Raw genomic sequence first — 20,025 nt, 5'->3', positions numbered from 1 at the left:
GTACTTCCCCTCCAAGTGAGGGGAAGACAACTCTTTTGATGATTTAAAATACCATTTTACTAATATGTTAACTTATACAGTTGAAATATACTGAAACAACTTAAGGTGATTATAGCAATGGGGCTCACCTCTTACCATTCCGAACAGAGAAGTTAAGCCCATTAGCGCCGATGGTACTGCCACTGGTGGGAGAGTAGGTCGTCGCCTTTCTTTATACAAAACTCCGATTAGAATACTCTAATCGGAGTTTTTTGTTTATATCAATACCCCTCACCCAATACTCACCAAAACATAATAAACAAAACTCTAAAAGGATGTCTTAGCTCCTTTAGAACTTTTCTTAAGTAAGTATCATATAAAATAATAAAAGAGCTTAAAAACTATTGTAAACTCTTACACTTATAACTTATGCTTGGACGATTAAGAGTAAAATTTAGGTTAAATACCTGTAAGTTTATATCATGATAATTCCCTTTTTTAATATTAAGTTTTCAGTTATTCTTTTTAGTTAAATGTAATTTTGTGTTAATCAAATGTTTGCGTTGTATGGTGTAAGTCGGTTATTTAAGACATAAAAATCTTATAATATTTATCTTCTCAAACAGCAATAAATTAATAGTCAAACTGATAATTAAAATTTCTCTTTTTTTTTACAAAACTTTATGTATATTTGCACACTGTTTTTACAGGGTAAATCATGTCTTGTAATTACTTAATTAAATAATTTTTAACTGGTTTCAGGTTTAGTAATTACGTTTTTCGTAGGGACAATAGAAATTATTAAAAACCAAAACCACAAATTAAATCAATATGTATACAGATCCAATCGCGGATTTTCTAACTCGAGTGAGAAATGCTATTCTAGCAGGTCACAGAGTTGTTGAAGTTCCTGCTTCTAAATTGAAGAAGGAAATGACCAAGATTTTGTTCGATCAAGGTTACATTTTAAGTTATCAGTTCAATGATGATTCTGTTCAAGGATCTATCAAGATAGCTTTAAAGTATGATCGTTTAACAAAAGAGCCGGTTATTAGAAAAATTCAGAGAGTATCTACACCTGGTTTACGTAGGTATGTAGGTGCAAAAGAAATGCCAAGAGTTTTAAATGGACTAGGTATTGCAATCGTATCAACTTCTAAAGGTGTGATGACAAACAAGAAAGCACGTCAAGAGAATGTTGGTGGAGAAGTACTTTGTTACGTTTACTAATTTAAACATTTTGTAAGATGAGTAGAATAGGTAAAAGCCCAATCACATTACCACAAGGTGTTGAAGTTAAAGTAAACGATAACGTGGTTACAGTAAAAGGTAAATTAGGAGAGTTAAATCAAAAGTTAACTTCTGATATTACTTTAAAGATCGAAGATGGAACTTTAACAGTAGAGAGACCATCAGATAGTAAAGAACACAAAGCTGCACACGGTTTATACCGAGCTTTAATCAGTAATATGGTTGAAGGTGTAAGTAAAGGTTATACTAAGGAATTAGAGTTAGTAGGAGTAGGTTATAGAGCATCAAATCAAGGACAAAAGTTAGATTTAGCTCTAGGATTTTCTCATAACATTGTTTTAGAGTTAGCACCAGAGGTAAAGGTTGAGACTATATCTGAAAAAGGTAAAAACCCAATCGTAAAATTAACTTCTCACGATAAGCAATTAGTGGGACAGGTAGCAGCAAAGATTCGTTCTTTCCGTAAGCCAGAACCATATAAAGGTAAAGGAGTTAAGTTTGTTGGTGAAGTAATTAGAAGAAAAGCAGGTAAATCTGCATAATATTAGTGTTATGGCATTATCAAAACTTGAAAGAAGACAACGTATAAAGTATAGAATAAGAAAAGATATTACAGGAACAGCTGTTAAACCAAGGTTATCAGTTTTCAGAAGTAATAAAGAAATCTATGCTCAAATAATTAATGATGTAGACGGTGTTACATTAGCATCTGCTTCATCTAGAGATAAAGAAATTGCATCTGGTTCTAAAGCAGAATCTGCTGCTGCAGTAGGAAAAGCAATCGCTGAAAAAGCTGTAAAAGCAGGAATCGAATCTATTGCTTTCGATAGAAATGGTTACTTATACCATGGACGTGTGAAGGTATTAGCTGATGCTGCAAGAGAAGCTGGTTTAAAATTTTAAGAAATTATATTATGTTAGGATATAAAAACGCAGAAAGAGTAAAACCAAGCGGATTAGAGCTTGTTGATAGATTAGTAGGAGTACAGCGTGTTACTAAAGTTACTAAAGGAGGTAGAGCATTCGGTTTCTCTGCTATCGTAGTAGTTGGTGATGGTAAAGGTGTTGTAGGACATGGATTAGGTAAGTCTAAAGATGTTTCTTCAGCAATAGCTAAGGCAGTGGAAGATGCAAAAAAGAACTTAGTTCGTATTCCACTTTTAAATGGAACATTACCTCACGAACAAAAAGGTAAATTTGGAGGAGCAAAGGTTTTTATTAAGCCAGCTTCAAATGGTACCGGGGTTATTGCAGGTGGTGCAGTTCGTGCAGTATTAGAATCTGTAGGAGTACATGATGTACTATCTAAGTCTCAAGGTTCATCAAACCCTCACAATGTTGTAAAAGCAACTTTTGATGCTTTATTACAATTACGTAGTGCAGAGACTGTAGCTAGACAAAGAGGTATTTCTTTAGATAAAGTTTTTAACGGTTAAAAATTAAGACGATGAGTAAGATTAGAGTTACACAAGTGAAAAGTCAAATAGGTCGCCTTAAAAATCAAAAAAGAACGTTAGAGGCGTTAGGATTAAAAAGAATTAATCATACTGTAGAGCACGATGCGTCTGCTACAATACTAGGAATGGTTAATAAAGTTCAACACTTAGTTTCTGTAGAAGAAATTAAATAAGAAGATAATTAAAATGGGTTTACATAACTTAAAACCAGCAGCTGGATCAACTAAGAGTGGAAAGAGAATCGCTCGTGGAGAAGGATCTGGACATGGTGGTACCTCTACAAGAGGACATAAAGGAGCTAAATCTCGTTCTGGATACTCTCGTAAAATCGGATTTGAAGGAGGGCAAATGCCACTTCAAAGACGTGTACCTAAGTTTGGATTTACTAACATTAACCGTAAGGAGTATGTTGGAGTTAACTTAGATAGATTACAAGAGTTAGTAGATAACGGTAGAATTACTGATACAGTAACTATGGATGTTTTAGTTCAAAATAGATTAGCACGTAAAAATGATCTTGTAAAGATTTTAGGACGTGGTGAATTAAAAGCTAAATTAAATATTACTGTACACAAATTTACTGCAACAGCAAAAGCGGCTATCGAAGCAGCTGGTGGTGAAGCAGTAACTTTATAATCCCTGTTAAAAGATGAAGTTTATAAACACTTTAAGAGACATTTTTAAGATTGAAGAGTTAAAAGATAAGTTACTTTTAACTATAGGTTTAATCGCTGTATATCGATTTATGGCTGCAGTTCCTTTACCAGGAATTGATCCAACTCAGTTAGCAGCTTTAAAAGATCAAGCAGGAGGTGGACTCTTAGGTTTATTAAATGCATTTACAGGAGGAGCATTTGCTAGAGCATCTGTAATGGCGCTTGGTATTATGCCTTATATTTCTGCATCTATTGTAGTTCAATTAATGGGGATAGCTGTTCCTTATTTACAAAAATTACAAAAAGATGGAGAAAGTGGACGTAAAAAAATTACACAAATTACTCGTTGGTTAACAATACTAATTACTTTAGTTCAAGGACCAACATACATTACGGCAATTAAAACTCAATTTGGATTACCAGAATCTGCTTTCTTAGTTGGTGGTGCTACTTTTTGGGTTTCATCAATGATTTTACTAACTGCAGGAACAATTTTTGCGATGTGGTTAGGTGAAAGAATTACAGATAAAGGAGTAGGTAATGGTATCTCTCTTTTAATTACTGTAGGTATTATCGCTAATTTCCCAGCAGCTTTTATGCAAGAGTTTATTGCTAAAACTACTAACGCTGGAGGTGGTGGTATAATGATGATTTTAATTGAAGTATTAGTGTGGTTTGTTGTAATATTATTAACTGTATTACTTGTAACAGCAGTTCGTAAGATTGCTGTTCAATATGCTAGAAGAACAGCTATAGCAGACATTAAAGACGTTGAGGGAGCTAGACAATATATTCCTTTAAAGTTAAATGCTGCAGGTGTAATGCCAATCATCTTCGCACAAGCAATTATGTTTTTACCAATGACTTTAGGTCAGAAATATCCAACTTTAGCAAGTTTAGCTGATATTAATGGATTATGGTACAACGTAATTTTTGCTTTATTAATTATAATATTCAGTTATTTCTACACAGCGATAACTATACCAACTAATAAAATGGCGGAAGACTTAAAGAGAAGTAACGGTTTTGTACCAGGATACAAGCCTGGAGAAGAAACAGCGAATCATTTAGATTCAGTTTTATCAAGAATTACTTTTCCAGGGTCTTTGTTTTTAGCAGGTTTATCAATTTTACCGGCTATAGCAACTAAGTTTGGAATTACTCAAAACTGGGCGTTATTTTATGGAGGTACTTCATTAATAATTATGGTAGGTGTTGCAATAGATACTATTCAGCAAATTAATTCATACTTATTAAACAGTCGTTATGACGGTTTAATGAAAACAGGTAATACTAATAGAAAATCATTAAAGTAATTATGGCTAAGCAACCAGCAATTCAACAAGACGGAACGATTACGGAAGCATTATCAAATGCAATGTTCCGTGTAGAATTAGAAAATGGACATATTGTTACAGCACACATTTCAGGGAAAATGCGTATGCATTACATCAAACTTTTACCTGGAGATAAGGTGAAGTTAGAAATGAGTCCTTATGATTTAACTAAGGCAAGAATTACTTACAGATATTAAAAAAACACACTGATGAAAGTAAGAGCATCATTAAAGAAAAGAAGTGCCGACTGTAAAATTGTACGCAGAAAAGGCAGACTATATGTAATTAACAAAAAGAATCCTAGATTTAAACAAAGACAAGGTTAGTTATGGCAAGAATCGCAGGTATTGATATTCCAAAGAATAAGAGAGGTGTAATCGCTTTAACATACATCTTTGGTATAGGAAAAAGCAGAGCTAAAGAAGTTTTAGCTGAAGCAAAAATAGACGAAAGCATTAAAGTTCAAGATTGGAACGATGATCAAATTGCAGCTATTCGTGAGCAAGTAGGAAAGTACACTATTGAGGGTGAATTACGTTCTGAGGTTCAATTAAACATCAAACGTTTAATGGATATCGGTTGTCAAAGAGGAATCCGTCACAGATTAGGATTACCTTTAAGAGGACAAAGAACTAAGAACAACTCTCGTACTAGAAAAGGTAAGAGAAAAACTGTAGCAAACAAGAAAAAATAATCATTAGATTATTTTTACTAAACTAGTAAAGAATCATGGCAAAATCTAAAGTAACTAAGAAACGTAAAGTAGTAATTGAGTCTACAGGTGAGGCTCATATCACTGCATCGTTCAATAACATTATCATCTCTTTAACAAACAAAAAGGGAGATGTAATTTCATGGTCTTCTGCAGGTAAGATGGGGTTTAGAGGGTCTAAGAAAAATACACCTTATGCAGCTCAGTTAGCTGCTGAGAACTGTGCTGAAGTTGCTAAAGAAGCAGGTTTACGCAAAGTAAAAGTGTATGTTAAAGGACCAGGTAATGGTAGAGAATCAGCTATCAGATCCATCCATAATTCGGGTATCGAGGTTACAGAAATCATTGATGTAACTCCAATTCCACACAATGGATGTCGTCCACCTAAAAGAAGAAGAGTATAATTATATTTTAACAAAGTAGGAAATTTGATTGTCGAAGGAGTGCGCCTTAATTCACAATCCCTACTTAAATTTTAAGAAATGGCAAGATATACAGGACCAAAAACTAAAATCGCTCGTAAATTCGGTGAAGCGATATTCGGAGACGATAAAAACTTCGAAAAAAGAAACTATCCTCCAGGGCAACATGGTAATGCTAAACGTAGAGGAAAGAAATCAGAATATGCAGTTCAGTTAATGGAAAAGCAAAAAGCTAAGTATACTTATGGTATCTTAGAGCGTCAATTCCGTAACTTATTCAAAAAAGCTCAAGCTTCTGGTGGTATTACAGGTGAGGTTTTATTACAATTATGTGAATCTCGTTTAGATAATACTGTTTACCGTTTAGGAATTTCTAATTCTCGTAGAGGAGCTCGTCAATTAGTATCTCACCGTCATATTACTGTAAATGGAAATATTGTAAATATTCCTTCTTACAGATTAAAAGCTGGAGATGTTGTTGCAGTAAGAGAGAAATCTAAATCTTTAGATGCTATCGAAAATGCATTAGCTTCAAATAGCGCTGTATACGAGTGGTTAACTTGGAACGCAGAACAAAAATCTGGAACTTTTGTAAAGGCACCAGAAAGATTACAGATTCCTGAAAACATTAAGGAGCAGTTAATCGTAGAATTATATTCTAAATAATAAATTAATTATAACCATATTGGTACTCAGCCAAAGGGTCCGTTTGTATTTCTTCAAACTTACGGACCGCGCAACTGGGTAACAATTAAAACGAAGAAAAATAAATGGCGATTTTAAATTTTCAAAAGCCCGATAAAGTAATCATGATCGAATCTACTGATTTCAAAGGTAGATTTGAATTCAGACCATTAGAACCAGGTTTTGGTTTAACTGTTGGTAATGCTTTAAGAAGAGTATTATTATCATCTTTAGAAGGATTTGCAATCACATCTTTAAGAGTAGATGGAGTAGATCACGAGTTTTCTACTATAACTGGTGTTGTGGAAGATATTACTGAAATGATCTTAAATTTGAAACAAGTTCGTTTCAAAAAGCAAATCGAAGAATCAGATAGAGAAACAGTTACTATTGCAATTTCAGGTCAAGAGCAATTAACAGCTGGAGATTTACAGAAATTTATATCAGGTTTTCAAGTATTGAATCCTGATTTAGTAATCTGTAACATGGATAAATCTGTTAAGATTAATGCTGAGATTACAATAGAAAAAGGTAGAGGATTCGTACCAGCTGAAGAAAACAAAAAATCAGGAGCTCCATTAGGAACAATCTTTACTGATTCTATCTTTACACCTATCAAAAATGTAAAGTATGCAGTTGAGAACTTTCGTGTTGAGCAAAAAACTGATTACGAAAAATTAGTTTTCGATATTGATACTGATGGATCTATCAATCCAAAAGATGCTTTAACAGAGGCTGCTAAGATTTTAATCCACCACTTCATGTTATTCTCTGATGAAAGAATAACTTTAGAGGCAGATGAAATCGCACAAACTGAATCTTACGATGAAGAATCACTTCACATGCGTCAGTTATTAAAGACGAAATTAGTAGATATGGATTTATCTGTTCGAGCTTTAAACTGTTTAAAAGCAGCAGAAGTAGATACATTAGGAGATTTAGTATCATTCAATAAGAGTGATTTAATGAAATTCAGAAACTTTGGTAAAAAATCATTAACAGAATTAGAAGAGTTAGTGAACAATAAAGGCCTTAGCTTTGGAATGGATTTATCAAAGTATAAATTAGATAGAGATTAAATTAATCAAGGTTAGCATATTTTGCTCCTCTAAAGTGAGTTGAGCAAGATGTTAATCTAAAACTAAACGTCATGAGACACGGAAAAAAAGTTAACCATTTAGGTAGAAAAACTGCGCATAGAAAAGCTATGTTAGCTAATATGGCTTGTTCTTTAATAGAACACAAGCGTATTAATACTACTGAGGCAAAGGCTAAAGCATTACGTAAGTTTGTAGAGCCTTTAATAACTAAGGCTAAAGCTGAAAACAACGGTACAGAAGAAAAGAATATGCACAATCGTCGTGTAGTATTTAGTTACTTAAGAAATAAGTATGCAGTTTCTGAATTGTTTAAAGAAGTAGCTGTAAAAGTTGGTGATAGACCGGGTGGTTACGTAAGAATCATCAAGTTAGGAAATCGTCAAGGAGATAACGCTCCTATGGCAATGGTAGAATTAGTTGATTACAACGAATTATACAATCCTAATGGTAAGAAAGCTAAGAAGACAACTCGTCGTAGTCGTCGTGGTGGTGGAGCTAAAAAAGCTGAAACAGCACCAGTAGCTGATGTTGAATCTTCACAAGAAGAAGAATAAGATGCTTAGCATTTAATTATAATAAAGGATAAACGTAATTGTTTATCCTTTTTTTTTAAACTATTTTTGACAAACTTTTTTAACATGAAATACACAACTAGAAAGAAAGCTCTTGTTTTATTAGCAGATGGAACAATTTTTTACGGTAAATCTATCGGTATAGAAGGTACAGTTACTGGAGAAATATGTTTCAATACTGGAATGACAGGTTATCAAGAGATTTTTACTGATCCTTCTTACTATGGGCAATTAATGGTTGCTACTAATGCTCACATAGGTAACTATGGAGTTAATGACGAAGAAGTAGAATCTGAAGGAATCAAAATTTCTGGGTTAATTTGTAGGAACTTTAGTTTTGAACATTCTAGAGTAGATTCTGATGGTAACTTAAAAGATTGGTTTGAAAAACATAATCTTGTTGCTATTTCAGATGTAGATACAAGAGCATTAGTATCTTATATCAGAGAAAATGGAGCAATGAACGCTATTATCTCTACAGATACTGAAAATATCGATAAACTTAAAGAGCAATTAGCTAACGTACCTAACATGGAAGGTTTAGAATTGGCTTCTAAAGTATCAACTAAAGAGCCATACTATGTTGGAGATGAAAATGCATCTATAAAAATTGCAGCGTTAGATATTGGTATCAAAAAGAATATATTAAGAAATTTAGCAAAGAGAGATGCATATATTAAAGTTTTCCCTTTTAATGCTAAATTTTCAGATTTACAAGAATGGAATCCTGATGGTTACTTTATTTCAAACGGACCTGGAGATCCTGAGCCACTAGTAGATGCTCAAAATTTAGCAAAAGAAGTTATTGAAAAGAATTTACCATTATTTGGTATATGTTTAGGACATCAAGTAATTGCTTTAGCTAATGGAATTTCTACCTATAAAATGCACAACGGACATAGAGGTATTAATCACCCTGTAAAGAATTTAATTACAAGTAAAGGAGAAATTACTTCTCAAAACCACGGATTTGCTATTAACAGAGAGGAGACAGAAGCGCATGCAGATGTAGAAATTACTCATGTACATTTAAATGATAATACAGTAGCTGGTATTAAAATGAAGAGTAAAAATGTATTTTCTGTTCAATATCATCCAGAAGCTAGTCCTGGACCACACGATTCAGAATACTTATTTGATCAATTCATAGAGAATATTAAAAAAGTTAAATAGTGTTTCTATGAAAAGGTATATAGATGTAACTCAAGAATCGGGAAGAGAATTCTATTTAAAATACCAAGGTAAAGGAAAAATAGTAATGCTCAATTTGTTAAAATTTAAAGAAGTTGCAGACTATACAAATTTAGAAACAATAAAACCTAAGCAAGAAATTTCAGGTAAAGAAGCGTATGAATTATATATGATTCATACGCTTCCTTGTATCGAAAAATACGGAAGTAGAGTTTTGTTTAAAGGTAGTAGTAAGAATTTTGTAATTGGTCCCGTAGATGAGACATGGGATTATGTATTGCTAGTAGAACATGAATCGGTTGAGAGTTTCATGAGTTTTGCTCAAGATAAAACCTATTTAGCTACAGCTGGTCATAGAAAAGCGGCACTATTAGATTCACGATTATTACCAGTATTAGAATAAAACGATTTCGTAGAAATTAAGTAAAAATCAACCTTAAATACTGTAGCATTTGTAAATTAGCTACAGCCAAAATAACTAAAAAAATAAAAGATGAGTATTATTATCAATATCCACGCACGTCAAATTTTTGATTCTAGAGGTAATCCTACAGTTGAAGTAGATGTAACAACTGAAAATGGAGTTTTAGGAAGAGCAGCAGTACCTTCTGGAGCTTCAACGGGAGAGCATGAAGCTGTTGAGTTACGTGATGGAGGAGATGATTATATGGGGAAAGGTGTTGCTAAAGCAGTAGAAAATGTAAATTCAATAATAGCTCAAGAATTATTAGGAGTATCAGTTTTCGAGCAAAACTTAATCGATAAAATGATGATTGATTTAGATGGTACGCCAAATAAGTCAAAATTAGGAGCAAATGCAATTTTAGGTGTTTCATTAGCTGTTGCAAAAGCAGCTGCTAACGAATTAGGAATGCCTTTATATAGATATGTTGGAGGTGTAAGTGCAAATACTTTACCTGTTCCAATGATGAATATTATCAATGGAGGATCACATTCAGATGCACCAATCGCCTTTCAAGAGTTTATGGTAATGCCAGTAAAAGCTGAGAGTTTTACTCATGCAATGAAAATGGGATCTGAAATTTTCCATAATTTAAAAAAGGTATTACATGGTAGAAATTTATCTACAGCAGTAGGTGATGAAGGTGGTTTTGCTCCAACTTTAGAAGGAACTGAAGATGCTTTAGATACGATTGCTTTAGCTGTCAAAAATGCTGGATACAAATTAGGCGACGAAATTATGATCGCTTTAGATTGTGCTGCAGCAGAATTTTATGTAGATGATAAATACGATTACACAAAGTTCGAAGGAGATAAAGGAAAAGTTCGTACAAGTAAAGAACAAGCTGATTATTTAGCTGAATTATCAGAAAAGTATCCGATTATTTCAATTGAAGATGGAATGGATGAAAACGACTGGGACGGTTGGAAATATTTAACTGAAAAAGTTGGAGATAAAGTACAATTAGTTGGAGATGATTTATTTGTAACTAATGTTGAACGTTTATCTAGAGGTATTGAAAATGGTATTGCTAATTCAATTTTAATTAAAGTAAATCAAATTGGTACTTTAACTGAAACAATTGCAGCTGTTAACATGGCGCATAATGCAGGGTATACATCAGTTATGAGTCATCGTTCAGGTGAAACTGAAGATAATACAATCGCAGATTTAGCTGTAGCATTAAATACCGGACAAATCAAAACAGGTTCTGCTTCAAGATCAGATCGTATGGCAAAATATAATCAATTATTAAGAATTGAAGAGCAGCTAGACGATGTGGCTTATTATCCACAAACAAAAGCTTTTAAAATCTAATTAAATTAAATGTTAGCAACTAAAAAGTCTCGATTTGTCGAGGCTTTTTTTGTTTCAAATAACATTAAAATTGGTTAACCAATTTTGGTTTTCTACATATAATATTACTATTTTTACGATAATTTTAACGTAATGTTTTTAGAGAATATTAGACTAAAAAATAAAGCACGATCTATTTTTTAATGAAAAAACAAATAAACTAAAGTTATTATTTAGATATCTAAAATCTATCGATGAAGATTTTTTAAATACTTTAAAAAATGGTATCTTCGTGCATCATTTCAATTATTAATAAATCAAATAGAAAATGTCAGAAATAGCGAAATTACAGATTGGCGAAAACACCTACGAATTTCCGTTAGTTAAAGGAACGGAAGATGAAGTTGCAATAGATATTAAAACCTTACGAGGAGCTACAGGAGGAGTTATTACTATAGATCCAGGTTTTAAGAATACAGGTTCTTGCCAAAGTGCTATTACATTTTTAAATGGAGAAGAAGGAGTGTTACGATATAGAGGTTACTCAATTGAAGAATTAGCTGAGAAAGCTGATTTTTTAGAAGTGGCTTACTTATTAATTTTTGGAGAATTACCAACGCAAGAACAATTAGATAAATTCTACAATGATATTTTAGATAACGCAATTGTAGATGACGATGTTAAAAAGATTATCGATGCATTTCCAAAGAATGCACATCCAATGGGATTATTATCTTCTTTAACTTCTGCTTTAACAGCATTTAACCCTTCTTCTGTGAATGTAGATTCTGAAGAAGAAATGTATAACGCTATAGTTAAGATTATGGGTAAATTCCCTGTATTAGTATCTTGGTCTATGCGTAAAATCAAAGGTTTACCATTAAACTATGGTTCTCGTAAATTAGGTTATGTTGAAAATATCATGAAAATGATGTTTGAAAAGCCAAACGAGGAGTATGAAATAAACCCAATCGTAAAAGATGCTTTAGATAAATTATTAATCTTACATGCAGATCACGAGCAAAACTGTTCTACTTCTACGGTAAGAGTAGTAGGTTCTTCTCATGCAGGTTTATTTGCGTCTATCTCTGCTGGAATTTCTGCACTTTGGGGACCATTACATGGTGGAGCTAACCAAGCAGTTTTAGAAATGTTAGAAGCTATTAAAGCTGATGGTGGAGACACTAAGAAATACATGGCTAAAGCTAAGGATAAAGAAGATCCATTCCGTTTAATGGGATTCGGACACAGAGTATACAAAAACTTCGATCCAAGAGCAAAAATTATCAAAGTTGCTGCTGATGAAGTATTAGATGATTTAGGAGTTGAGGATCCAGTATTAGATATCGCTAAAGGTTTAGAGAAAGAAGCTTTAAGTGATGACTATTTCGTAAAAAGAAAATTATATCCAAACGTAGATTTCTATTCAGGTATTATTTACAGAGCTATGGATATTCCAGTAGAAATGTTTACAGTAATGTTTGCTTTAGGACGTTTACCAGGATGGATTGCTCAATGGAGAGAAATGCGTTTACGCAAAGAGCCAATTGGTCGTCCTCGTCAAGTTTATACTGGTGAGAACTATCGCCCTTTCGTAAAAATCAATAAAAGATAAAAACAATTAAAATGATATAATGTCATTCTGAAGTTGAACTCAGGATGACATTTTTTTTGCTATATGTTACAACTAAATGTAAAAAACGAAACTTCTAGATTAAGAGCAGTAGTTTTAGGAACTGCGGAGAGTAATGGACCAACACCAAAAGCAGAAGATTGTTATGATCCAAAAAGCAAACAACATGTTTTAGCAGGAACATATCCAACGGAAAAAGATATGATCCTAGAAATGGAAGCAGTAGCTGCTGTATTCAAAAAATATGATGTTCAAGTATTTCGTCCCGAAATTATAAAAGATTATAATCAAATCTTTTCTAGAGATATTGCTTTTGTTATCGATGATAAATTAGTAAAAGCCAACATCCTTCCTGATAGAGGGAGAGAATATGAGGCAATTCAACATGTAGTTTCTCAAGTTGCACCAGAAAATGTAATCGAATTACCTAAAGAATGTCATGTCGAAGGAGGAGATGTAATGCCATGGAATGATTATATTTTTATAGGAACATACTCTGGAAGTGATTATCCTGATTACATAACAGCTAGAACAAATACAGATGCTGTAATTGCTCTCCAAGAATTATTTCCAGATAAAATTGTGAAAGCATTTGAATTAAGAAAATCTAATACAGATCCTAAAGAAAATGCACTACATCTAGATTGTTGTTTTCAGCCAATAGGAAAAGACAAAGCAATTTTACATAAAAATGGATTTTTAGTTGAAAAAGAATACGAATGGTTAATAGATTCCTTTGGTAAAGAAAATGTATTTGAAATTTCTAAAGAAGAAATGTATAATATGAATAGTAATATTTTCTCGATTTCTGAAGATGTAATCATCTCTGAGAAAAACTTTACTAGATTAAATACATGGTTAAGAGAAAAAGGTTTTACTGTAGAAGAGGTGCCTTATGCTGAGATAGCAAAACAAGAAGGTTTATTACGATGTTCTACCTTACCTTTAATAAGAGATTAGAAAAATAAATAGATATAAAATTAAAAAGCCAATTAGAAACTTCTAATTGGCTTTTTTTAAAATTATAATTTTGTAATTCCAGTAATATGAGGTTTACCTTGTCCTGGTAAAGGTTGGAAAATCTCAACAATAGCTTCCCATTGAATTGGTTCTGGGCCAGGTAATGTAGCTTCACACTTAAAACGATAGTTTTTTCCAGCTACTACTTGAGTAGATACAGATTGTGGAGTATATTGTACACCTACAAAACCAGCTAATGCTTCATCGAATACTTTTTTATCCTCAGCAGTTACAGGTCCATAAGGAGTCCATCCTCCTACTAATGTTTTTTCGATTGTTGCAGTTTGATTTGACATAATATTTGTGATTTAAGGTTTAAGTTGTAATAAATTTCAGAAAAGAGTAGCTTGAAAAATAGAAAAATACCTTTAGAGTATAAAAACCAGACATAAGTGTCATAATAGTCGGTAAGAAGTTTTTTTTAATTATTAAGTTGAAGAATAAAGCCTTATATTTGTAGTATAAACTTTAGGAGTAGCTAGATTACTAGTTTGAGAAATATCCTTAGAACCTGATTTGGTTAATACCAGCGGAGGGAAAAGTTATCTTAACTTTAGTATACACTTGTATATGTGTATATCTTCTATTTCTAGAGTTTGCTTTAATTAGTTTTATATGATAACTGTAAAAGTAAACGACACAAGCAAAACATTTTCAAAAGAAACCACTATAGATCGAATGATTGAAACGTTACAAATTCAATCTAATGGAATTGCTATAGCTATAAACAACTCGATTATAAAAAAGTCTGATTGGGAAAGTCATACATTGTCTGAAAATGATAATGTACTAATCATAAGATCTACTCAAGGCGGATAAACTAACAATAAAACAAACACCTTTCACAATGAAGAAAAAAGATACGGCTCCAAAACAAGATGGAATTACAAGGAAACCTTTTCCAAATTCTACAAAGATTTATGTAAAAGGTAAATTACATCCTCAAATTAACGTAGCAATGCGTGAGATTTCATTGAATGATACTGTAGATTCAATGACTAAAGCTCGTACTCCAAATGAACCAGTAACTGTTTATGATACTTCAGGACCGTATACTGATCCAGAAAAAGAAATAAACATTCATAACGGTTTAGAGCGTATTCGTGAGCAATGGATTTTAGACAGAAGAAATGTTGAACAATTAGATAAATTCAGTTCAGAATATTGTAACGAGCGTTTAAATGATAAAAGTTTAGATCATTTACGATTTAATCATTTAAATAAGCCGTATAAAGCTAAGGAAGGAAAAAATGTAACTCAGTTACATTATGCAAAACAAGGAATGATTACTCCAGAAATGGAATATGTAGCAATTCGTGAAAATCAGCGTATTGATGAAATGACACGTTTAGCGAAACAACATCCAGGCCAAGATTTTGGTGCTAGTATTCCAGAAAAAATTACTCCAGAATTTGTAAGAGAAGAAATCGCTAGAGGTAGAGCGGTAATTCCTTCAAACATAAATCACCCAGAAGCAGAACCTATGATTTTAGGTCGTAACTTCTTAGTGAAAATCAATGCAAATATTGGTAACTCAGCAACAACATCTTCTATTGAAGAAGAAGTAGAAAAAGCGGTTTGGGCTTGTCGTTGGGGAGCAGATAATATTATGGATTTATCTACAGGAAAAAACATTCACGAAACACGTGAGTGGATTATCCGTAATTCACCAGTACCAATTGGAACAGTACCAATCTACCAAGCATTGGAAAAAGTAAATGGTGTTGCAGAAGATTTAACATGGGAAATTTTTAGAGATACATTAATTGAACAAGCTGAACAAGGAGTAGATTATTTTACAATTCACGCAGGAGTTCGTTTGGCTTATGTTCCAATGACTGCAAAACGTATTACAGGAATTGTTTCTCGTGGAGGTTCAATTATGGCAAAATGGTGTTTAGCGCATCATAAAGAAAGTTTCTTATATACGCATTTCGAAGAGATTTGTGAAATTATGAAAGCTTACGATGTGGCATTCTCTTTAGGAGACGGTTTACGTCCAGGGTGTATTGCAGATGCAAATGACGAAGCGCAGTTTGCTGAATTAGAAACTTTAGGTGAGTTAACTAAAATCGCTTGGAAACACGAAGTACAGTGTTTCATAGAAGGTCCTGGTCACGTGCCAATGCATATGATTAAAGCCAATATGGATAAGCAATTAGAGGCTTGTGGTGAAGCTCCTTTTTATACATTAGGACCATTAACTACTGATATTGCTCCAGGTTATGATCATATTACTTCAGGAATTGGAGCAGCAATGATTGGTTGGTATGGTACTGCAATGTTGTGTTATGTAACACCAAAAGAGCATTTAGGTTTACCAAATAAAGATGACGTAAGAACTGGAGTTGTAACATATAAATTAGCTGCGCATGCTGCTGACTTAGCGAAAGGACATCCAGGAGCACAACATAGAGATGACGCGTTAAGTAAAGCTCGTTTTGAATTCCGTTGGGAAGATCAGTTTAACTTAAGTTTAGATCCAGAACTGGCTAGAGAATATCACGACGAAACGTTACCAGCTGAAGGTGCTAAAATTGCACACTTCTGTTCTATGTGCGGACCGAAATTCTGTTCAATGAAGATTTCTCAAGAAGTTAGAGATTACGCAGCTCAAAAAGATTTAGAAGCTGAAAATGCAATTGAAGAAGGAATGAAAGAAAAATCTGAAGAGTTCAAACAAAAAGGTTCTGAAGTATATTTATAAGAATTACGAATTATGAGTTTTCAATGATTAATTTATGATGCGTCATTACAAGGAGGAAACGACGAAGTAATCTTTTTATTAACTGACAGATTACTTGACTTCATTTGCAACGACGATTCTGAAAATTAGAAAATTCATAATTCATAATTTTCAATTTGTAATTATTTATGCTAATAGTCCTAACATCCGAAAAGGAGATACAAAATGAAGCAGCACTTTTAAATCAATTGTTTGAAAATGGTTTAGAAGTATTGCATTTAAGAAAACCTTCTTTTGATATTGAAGGATATCGAAATTTATTAAAAGAAATCAATCCAGAGTACTATCAGAAAATTATGATACATCAGTTTCATGATTTATGTGCAGAGTTTGTGTTGAAAGGAATTCACATTCAAGAACAACCTAGATTAGATTTAGGAGAAAAACTAGAAGGTTATGTTTCTTTATACATGTCTGAAGGTTTTAAAGTAAGTAGTTCTTTTCATGAACCAGAGGTTTTAGATACTTGCGAGATCAATTTTGATTATCACTTATTGAGTCCAGTTTTTTCTTCAATCTCTAAACAAGGATACGAGGGAAGAGGTTTTGATGTAAACAGTATTGATAAAACGATTATAGGAATGGGTGGAGTAAATGCAAATACAATTCCTAAAGTATTAGAACTAGGTTATAAAGGTATTGGCGTGCTTGGTGGTGTTTGGAATACAGAAGATCCTATAAAAAGTTTTGAAGAAATCAAGCGTCATTACAAAGTGTAGAGATAAATATTGTTAAACTGAACTTGTTTCAGGTTCTCATTATTAATATTTATGAGATTCTGAAATATATTCTGAACGATAACTAGTCTTAAATAAACAGTTTAAAAACTTGAAACAAAGACCATACATATTAACAATTGCGGGTTTTGATCCATCAAATGGGGCAGGTTTAACAGCAGATGTGAAAACATTTGAGCAATTAAAGTGTTACGGATTATCAGTTTGTACAGCCAATACAATTCAAAATGATAAAGAGTTTCTAAAATGTGATTGGATTGATATTGAAACTATCTTGGAACAAATTCAAGTTTTGTTTGATCGTTTTTCGATTGCTACCGTTAAAATTGGGATTGTTGAAGATTGGCAGAAATTGTCAAAAATTATTGATACGGTTTTACAATTAAATCCAGACACTAAAATTGTTTTAGATCCGATTTTAAAATCATCCACAGGTTTTGTGTTTCAAAATGATTTCAGTGAAAGTGATTTCGATAAAATTTTAGATAAAATCTATTTAATTACTCCAAATTATCAAGAGATTCAAAATCTATATCAAGACAAAACGATTGAAGAAACGATACATCATATTCAGTCGAAAACTCACGTATTTTTAAAAGGAGGACATCGTCCTGAAAAGATAGGAGTAGATTATTTATATACAAACGAAGGAAAAATACATCCTTTTAATCCTAAAAAAGGAATTAAAATATTTGAAAAGCATGGAAGCGGTTGTGTGTTATCTTCTGCAATTGCAAGTTACATCGCTTTAAAGTATCCGTTAGTAAAATCATGTTTTAAAGGAAAACGTTACATCGAAAAAGTATTGAGTTCTAACAAAACACTATTAGGATTTCATTCTTAAGAGTTAAGAAGTTAAGAATTTTAGGAGTTAAGTAGAGTAGAAGAGAAGAAAAAAGTTATGAAAGAAGTAAAAAGTAAATCATTTGAAGGTTTATTAGTTTGGCAAAAAGCACATCAATTTGTGTTATGTGTTTATCGATTAACTGATGATTTTCCTAAAAATGAAATTTATGGTTTAACAAGCCAGTTTAGAAGAGCTGCCATATCAATAGCAGCAAATATTGTTGAAGGATATAAGAAAAAAGGAATAAAAGATAAGTTACGTTTTTTTAATATAGCCCAAGGGTCTTTAGAAGAGTGTAGATATTATTTGGTTTTAACAAAAGACTTAAGATATAAAATAAGTCTAGATGATGAAAAACAGTTGTTAATTGAAGTTAGTAAGTTGTTAAATTCCTATTGCAAAGCAATTCTAGGGAAATAGATACAGTAATTCTTAACTTCTTTTAACTCCTGAATTCTAATAATTCTTTAAAAATGATAAGTAAATTACAATATATATCACAAGGAGAAACTCCCGAAGCGCATTTACAAAATATTCAAAGTGCTTGTACAGCTGGAGCAGAATGGGTACAACTTCGTTTGAAAAATGAAACAGAAGCGGTTATTTTAGAAACAGCGAAAAAGGCAAGAGAGATTACGAGTCATTTTCAAACAAGATTAATTATAAACGATCATTATAAAGTTGCAGAAGAAGTAAAAGCAGATGGAGTTCATTTAGGGAAGACAGATGCTTGTCCGGCTGAAGTGAGAAAATACTTAGGAAACTTATTTATCATAGGAGGTACTGCAAATACTTTAGAAGATTGTAAAACTTTAATTGAAAAGAAAGTAGATTATATAGGTTTAGGACCTTTTAGATATACAACTACAAAGAAAAATTTAAGTCCGATTTTAGGTTTAGCTGGTTATCAAGTACTTTTAGAGGAATTAAATACAGAAACTCCAGTAATAGCTATTGGAGGAATTGTTTTAGAAGATGTAGCATCATTAATAGAAACAAATATCCATGGTATAGCAGTATCAGGAGAAATAACTAAAGATTTTAATTCCATTTCAAAATTTCATCAAATTTTAAAAGCAGGAAGTTCACAAGAGCAAGTTTTTAAATTAGATACAAACAACTAACTAATTATTATGAGTTCATTACAAATAGCAGATAAAACATTTACATCACGCTTGTTTACAGGAACAGGAAAATTTAGTTCTTCAGAATTAATGCGTGATGCTTTATTAGAAAGTGAAAGTGAATTAGTAACAGTAGCGCTTAAAAGAGTTGATGTACAAAATGAAGAAGATGATATTTTAACACATTTAAATCATCAACGAATCAATTTATTACCAAATACTTCAGGAGTAAGAAATGCAAAAGAAGCAGTTTTTGCAGCTGAATTATCTAGAGAAGCTTTAGAGACAAACTGGGTGAAATTAGAAATACATCCAGATCCAAAATATTTATTACCAGATCCTATAGAAACATTAAAAGCAGCTGAAGAGTTAGTGAAAAAAGGATTTATTGTAATGCCTTACATTCATGCTGATCCTGTTTTATGTAAGCGATTAGAAGAGGTAGGAACACAATGTGTAATGCCATTAGGAGCACCAATAGGAAGTAACAAAGGATTAAAAACGTTAGAGTTTTTAGAGATTATTGTAGAACAATCTAATGTTCCTGTAGTTGTAGATGCAGGAATCGGTTCACCTTCACATGCGGCTCATGCCATGGAAGTTGGAGCAGATGCAGTTTTGGTAAATACAGCAATAGCAGTTTCTCAAAATCCAGTAGCAATGGCAAAAGCTTTTAAAATGGCTGTTGAAGCTGGTAGAATAGCTTACGAAGCAAAATTAGCTCCAGTAAAAAAACATGCAGAAGCAAGTAGTCCATTGACTTCGTTTTTGAGTTAGTCATGGCTTCTAGCTGTTAGC

27 protein-coding genes, 1 rRNA gene and 1 riboswitch are annotated in these 20,025 nt (G+C 32.6%); of the genes, 27 read left to right on the top strand and 1 reads right to left on the bottom strand.

The window, feature by feature from the left end; all coding sequences use genetic code 11:
• The first annotated feature begins 101 nt into the window (after positions 1–101).
• The 20 genes from rrf (at position 102) to AQ1685_RS16580 (ending at position 13,713) form a co-directional block, all read left to right on the top strand.
• A 5S ribosomal RNA gene (gene rrf, locus AQ1685_RS16675) occupies positions 102–210 on the top strand.
• A gap of 600 nt (positions 211–810) precedes the next feature.
• Positions 811–1,209: a 30S ribosomal protein S8 gene (gene rpsH / locus AQ1685_RS16670; protein ID WP_095074017.1), complete on the top strand. Its 399-nt coding sequence runs from the start codon at positions 811–813 to the stop codon at positions 1,207–1,209.
• A gap of 17 nt (positions 1,210–1,226) precedes the next feature.
• Positions 1,227–1,772 (top strand): 50S ribosomal protein L6, encoded by a 546-nt coding sequence (rplF, locus tag AQ1685_RS16665; protein WP_095074015.1) that lies wholly within the window; start codon positions 1,227–1,229, stop codon positions 1,770–1,772.
• 10 nt (positions 1,773–1,782) lie between these two features.
• Positions 1,783–2,133 carry a 50S ribosomal protein L18 gene (rplR, locus tag AQ1685_RS16660; RefSeq protein ID WP_095074014.1) on the top strand — a complete coding sequence of 117 codons (351 nt, stop codon included), beginning with the start codon at positions 1,783–1,785 and terminating at the stop codon, positions 2,131–2,133.
• An 11-nt stretch (positions 2,134–2,144) separates the two neighbouring features.
• Positions 2,145–2,666: a 30S ribosomal protein S5 gene (rpsE, locus tag AQ1685_RS16655; RefSeq protein ID WP_394341865.1), complete on the top strand. Its 522-nt coding sequence runs from the start codon at positions 2,145–2,147 to the stop codon at positions 2,664–2,666.
• Between the two features lie 11 nt (positions 2,667–2,677).
• Positions 2,678–2,860 carry a 50S ribosomal protein L30 gene (gene rpmD / locus AQ1685_RS16650; protein WP_095074011.1) on the top strand — a complete coding sequence of 61 codons (183 nt, stop codon included), beginning with the start codon at positions 2,678–2,680 and terminating at the stop codon, positions 2,858–2,860.
• Positions 2,861–2,873: 13 nt separating this feature from the next.
• Positions 2,874–3,323 carry a 50S ribosomal protein L15 gene (gene rplO, locus AQ1685_RS16645; RefSeq protein WP_095074010.1) on the top strand — a complete coding sequence of 150 codons (450 nt, stop codon included), beginning with the start codon at positions 2,874–2,876 and terminating at the stop codon, positions 3,321–3,323.
• Positions 3,324–3,336: 13 nt separating this feature from the next.
• Entirely contained in the window at positions 3,337–4,659 is a 1,323-nt protein-coding gene (gene secY, locus AQ1685_RS16640; protein WP_095074009.1) for a preprotein translocase subunit SecY, read from the top strand.
• A 2-nt stretch (positions 4,660–4,661) separates the two neighbouring features.
• Positions 4,662–4,877, top strand: a complete 216-nt coding sequence (gene infA / locus AQ1685_RS16635; protein ID WP_068206835.1) for a translation initiation factor IF-1 — start codon at positions 4,662–4,664, stop codon at positions 4,875–4,877.
• A 12-nt stretch (positions 4,878–4,889) separates the two neighbouring features.
• A complete protein-coding gene (gene ykgO / locus AQ1685_RS16630; protein ID WP_010181906.1) occupies positions 4,890–5,006 on the top strand; it encodes a type B 50S ribosomal protein L36 in 117 nt (38 codons plus the stop codon).
• Positions 5,007–5,008: 2 nt separating this feature from the next.
• Entirely contained in the window at positions 5,009–5,374 is a 366-nt protein-coding gene (gene rpsM / locus AQ1685_RS16625) for a 30S ribosomal protein S13 (protein WP_095074007.1), read from the top strand.
• A 35-nt stretch (positions 5,375–5,409) separates the two neighbouring features.
• Positions 5,410–5,796, top strand: coding sequence for a 30S ribosomal protein S11 (gene rpsK / locus AQ1685_RS16620; protein ID WP_095074006.1), 387 nt, complete (start codon positions 5,410–5,412; stop codon positions 5,794–5,796).
• A 78-nt stretch (positions 5,797–5,874) separates the two neighbouring features.
• The gene (rpsD, locus tag AQ1685_RS16615) at positions 5,875–6,480 is read left to right on the top strand and encodes a 30S ribosomal protein S4 (protein WP_095074004.1); all 606 of its coding nucleotides are present in this window, start codon (positions 5,875–5,877) and stop codon (positions 6,478–6,480) included.
• A 104-nt stretch (positions 6,481–6,584) separates the two neighbouring features.
• Positions 6,585–7,577 (top strand): DNA-directed RNA polymerase subunit alpha, encoded by a 993-nt coding sequence (locus AQ1685_RS16610; protein ID WP_095074003.1) that lies wholly within the window; start codon positions 6,585–6,587, stop codon positions 7,575–7,577.
• A gap of 71 nt (positions 7,578–7,648) precedes the next feature.
• Positions 7,649–8,152 (top strand): 50S ribosomal protein L17, encoded by a 504-nt coding sequence (rplQ, locus tag AQ1685_RS16605; RefSeq protein ID WP_095074001.1) that lies wholly within the window; start codon positions 7,649–7,651, stop codon positions 8,150–8,152.
• Positions 8,153–8,236: 84 nt separating this feature from the next.
• Positions 8,237–9,343 carry a glutamine-hydrolyzing carbamoyl-phosphate synthase small subunit gene (gene carA, locus AQ1685_RS16600; protein WP_095073999.1) on the top strand — a complete coding sequence of 369 codons (1,107 nt, stop codon included), beginning with the start codon at positions 8,237–8,239 and terminating at the stop codon, positions 9,341–9,343.
• Positions 9,344–9,350: 7 nt separating this feature from the next.
• Positions 9,351–9,764, top strand: coding sequence for a DUF1330 domain-containing protein (locus AQ1685_RS16595; RefSeq protein ID WP_095073998.1), 414 nt, complete (start codon positions 9,351–9,353; stop codon positions 9,762–9,764).
• A gap of 90 nt (positions 9,765–9,854) precedes the next feature.
• On the top strand, positions 9,855–11,141 hold the full coding sequence (gene eno, locus AQ1685_RS16590) for a phosphopyruvate hydratase (RefSeq protein ID WP_095073996.1): 1,287 nt from the start codon (positions 9,855–9,857) through the stop codon (positions 11,139–11,141).
• A gap of 307 nt (positions 11,142–11,448) precedes the next feature.
• Positions 11,449–12,735 carry a citrate synthase gene (locus AQ1685_RS16585; protein ID WP_095073995.1) on the top strand — a complete coding sequence of 429 codons (1,287 nt, stop codon included), beginning with the start codon at positions 11,449–11,451 and terminating at the stop codon, positions 12,733–12,735.
• A 63-nt stretch (positions 12,736–12,798) separates the two neighbouring features.
• On the top strand, positions 12,799–13,713 hold the full coding sequence (locus tag AQ1685_RS16580; RefSeq protein WP_095073993.1) for a dimethylarginine dimethylaminohydrolase family protein: 915 nt from the start codon (positions 12,799–12,801) through the stop codon (positions 13,711–13,713).
• A 62-nt stretch (positions 13,714–13,775) separates the two neighbouring features.
• Here the strand turns inward: AQ1685_RS16580 and AQ1685_RS16575 are convergent, their stop codons facing one another.
• Positions 13,776–14,069 (bottom strand): hypothetical protein, encoded by a 294-nt coding sequence (locus AQ1685_RS16575; protein ID WP_095073992.1) that lies wholly within the window; start codon positions 14,067–14,069, stop codon positions 13,776–13,778.
• Positions 14,070–14,233: 164 nt separating this feature from the next.
• A riboswitch (TPP riboswitch) is annotated at positions 14,234–14,328 on the top strand.
• A 60-nt stretch (positions 14,329–14,388) separates the two neighbouring features.
• Between AQ1685_RS16575 and thiS the strand changes: the two genes are divergently transcribed.
• From thiS to AQ1685_RS16540, 7 genes are all read left to right on the top strand, one after another.
• Positions 14,389–14,592, top strand: coding sequence for a sulfur carrier protein ThiS (gene thiS, locus AQ1685_RS16570; RefSeq protein ID WP_095073991.1), 204 nt, complete (start codon positions 14,389–14,391; stop codon positions 14,590–14,592).
• Positions 14,593–14,620: 28 nt separating this feature from the next.
• The gene (gene thiC, locus AQ1685_RS16565; protein ID WP_095073989.1) at positions 14,621–16,480 is read left to right on the top strand and encodes a phosphomethylpyrimidine synthase ThiC; all 1,860 of its coding nucleotides are present in this window, start codon (positions 14,621–14,623) and stop codon (positions 16,478–16,480) included.
• 167 nt (positions 16,481–16,647) lie between these two features.
• On the top strand, positions 16,648–17,238 hold the full coding sequence (locus AQ1685_RS16560) for a thiamine phosphate synthase (protein ID WP_095073988.1): 591 nt from the start codon (positions 16,648–16,650) through the stop codon (positions 17,236–17,238).
• 109 nt (positions 17,239–17,347) lie between these two features.
• Entirely contained in the window at positions 17,348–18,100 is a 753-nt protein-coding gene (locus AQ1685_RS16555; RefSeq protein ID WP_095073986.1) for a hydroxymethylpyrimidine/phosphomethylpyrimidine kinase, read from the top strand.
• A 57-nt stretch (positions 18,101–18,157) separates the two neighbouring features.
• Positions 18,158–18,523 (top strand): four helix bundle protein, encoded by a 366-nt coding sequence (locus AQ1685_RS16550; protein WP_095073985.1) that lies wholly within the window; start codon positions 18,158–18,160, stop codon positions 18,521–18,523.
• Positions 18,524–18,576: 53 nt separating this feature from the next.
• Entirely contained in the window at positions 18,577–19,227 is a 651-nt protein-coding gene (gene thiE / locus AQ1685_RS16545; protein ID WP_095073983.1) for a thiamine phosphate synthase, read from the top strand.
• A 9-nt stretch (positions 19,228–19,236) separates the two neighbouring features.
• Positions 19,237–20,004: a thiazole synthase gene (locus AQ1685_RS16540; protein ID WP_173862366.1), complete on the top strand. Its 768-nt coding sequence runs from the start codon at positions 19,237–19,239 to the stop codon at positions 20,002–20,004.
• Positions 20,005–20,025 lie beyond the last annotated feature (21 nt).

This window comes from Tenacibaculum jejuense (assembly GCF_900198195.1).
In the GTDB taxonomy this organism is placed as follows: domain Bacteria; phylum Bacteroidota; class Bacteroidia; order Flavobacteriales; family Flavobacteriaceae; genus Polaribacter; species Polaribacter jejuensis.
This window is presented reverse-complemented; position numbering and strand designations above follow the sequence as displayed.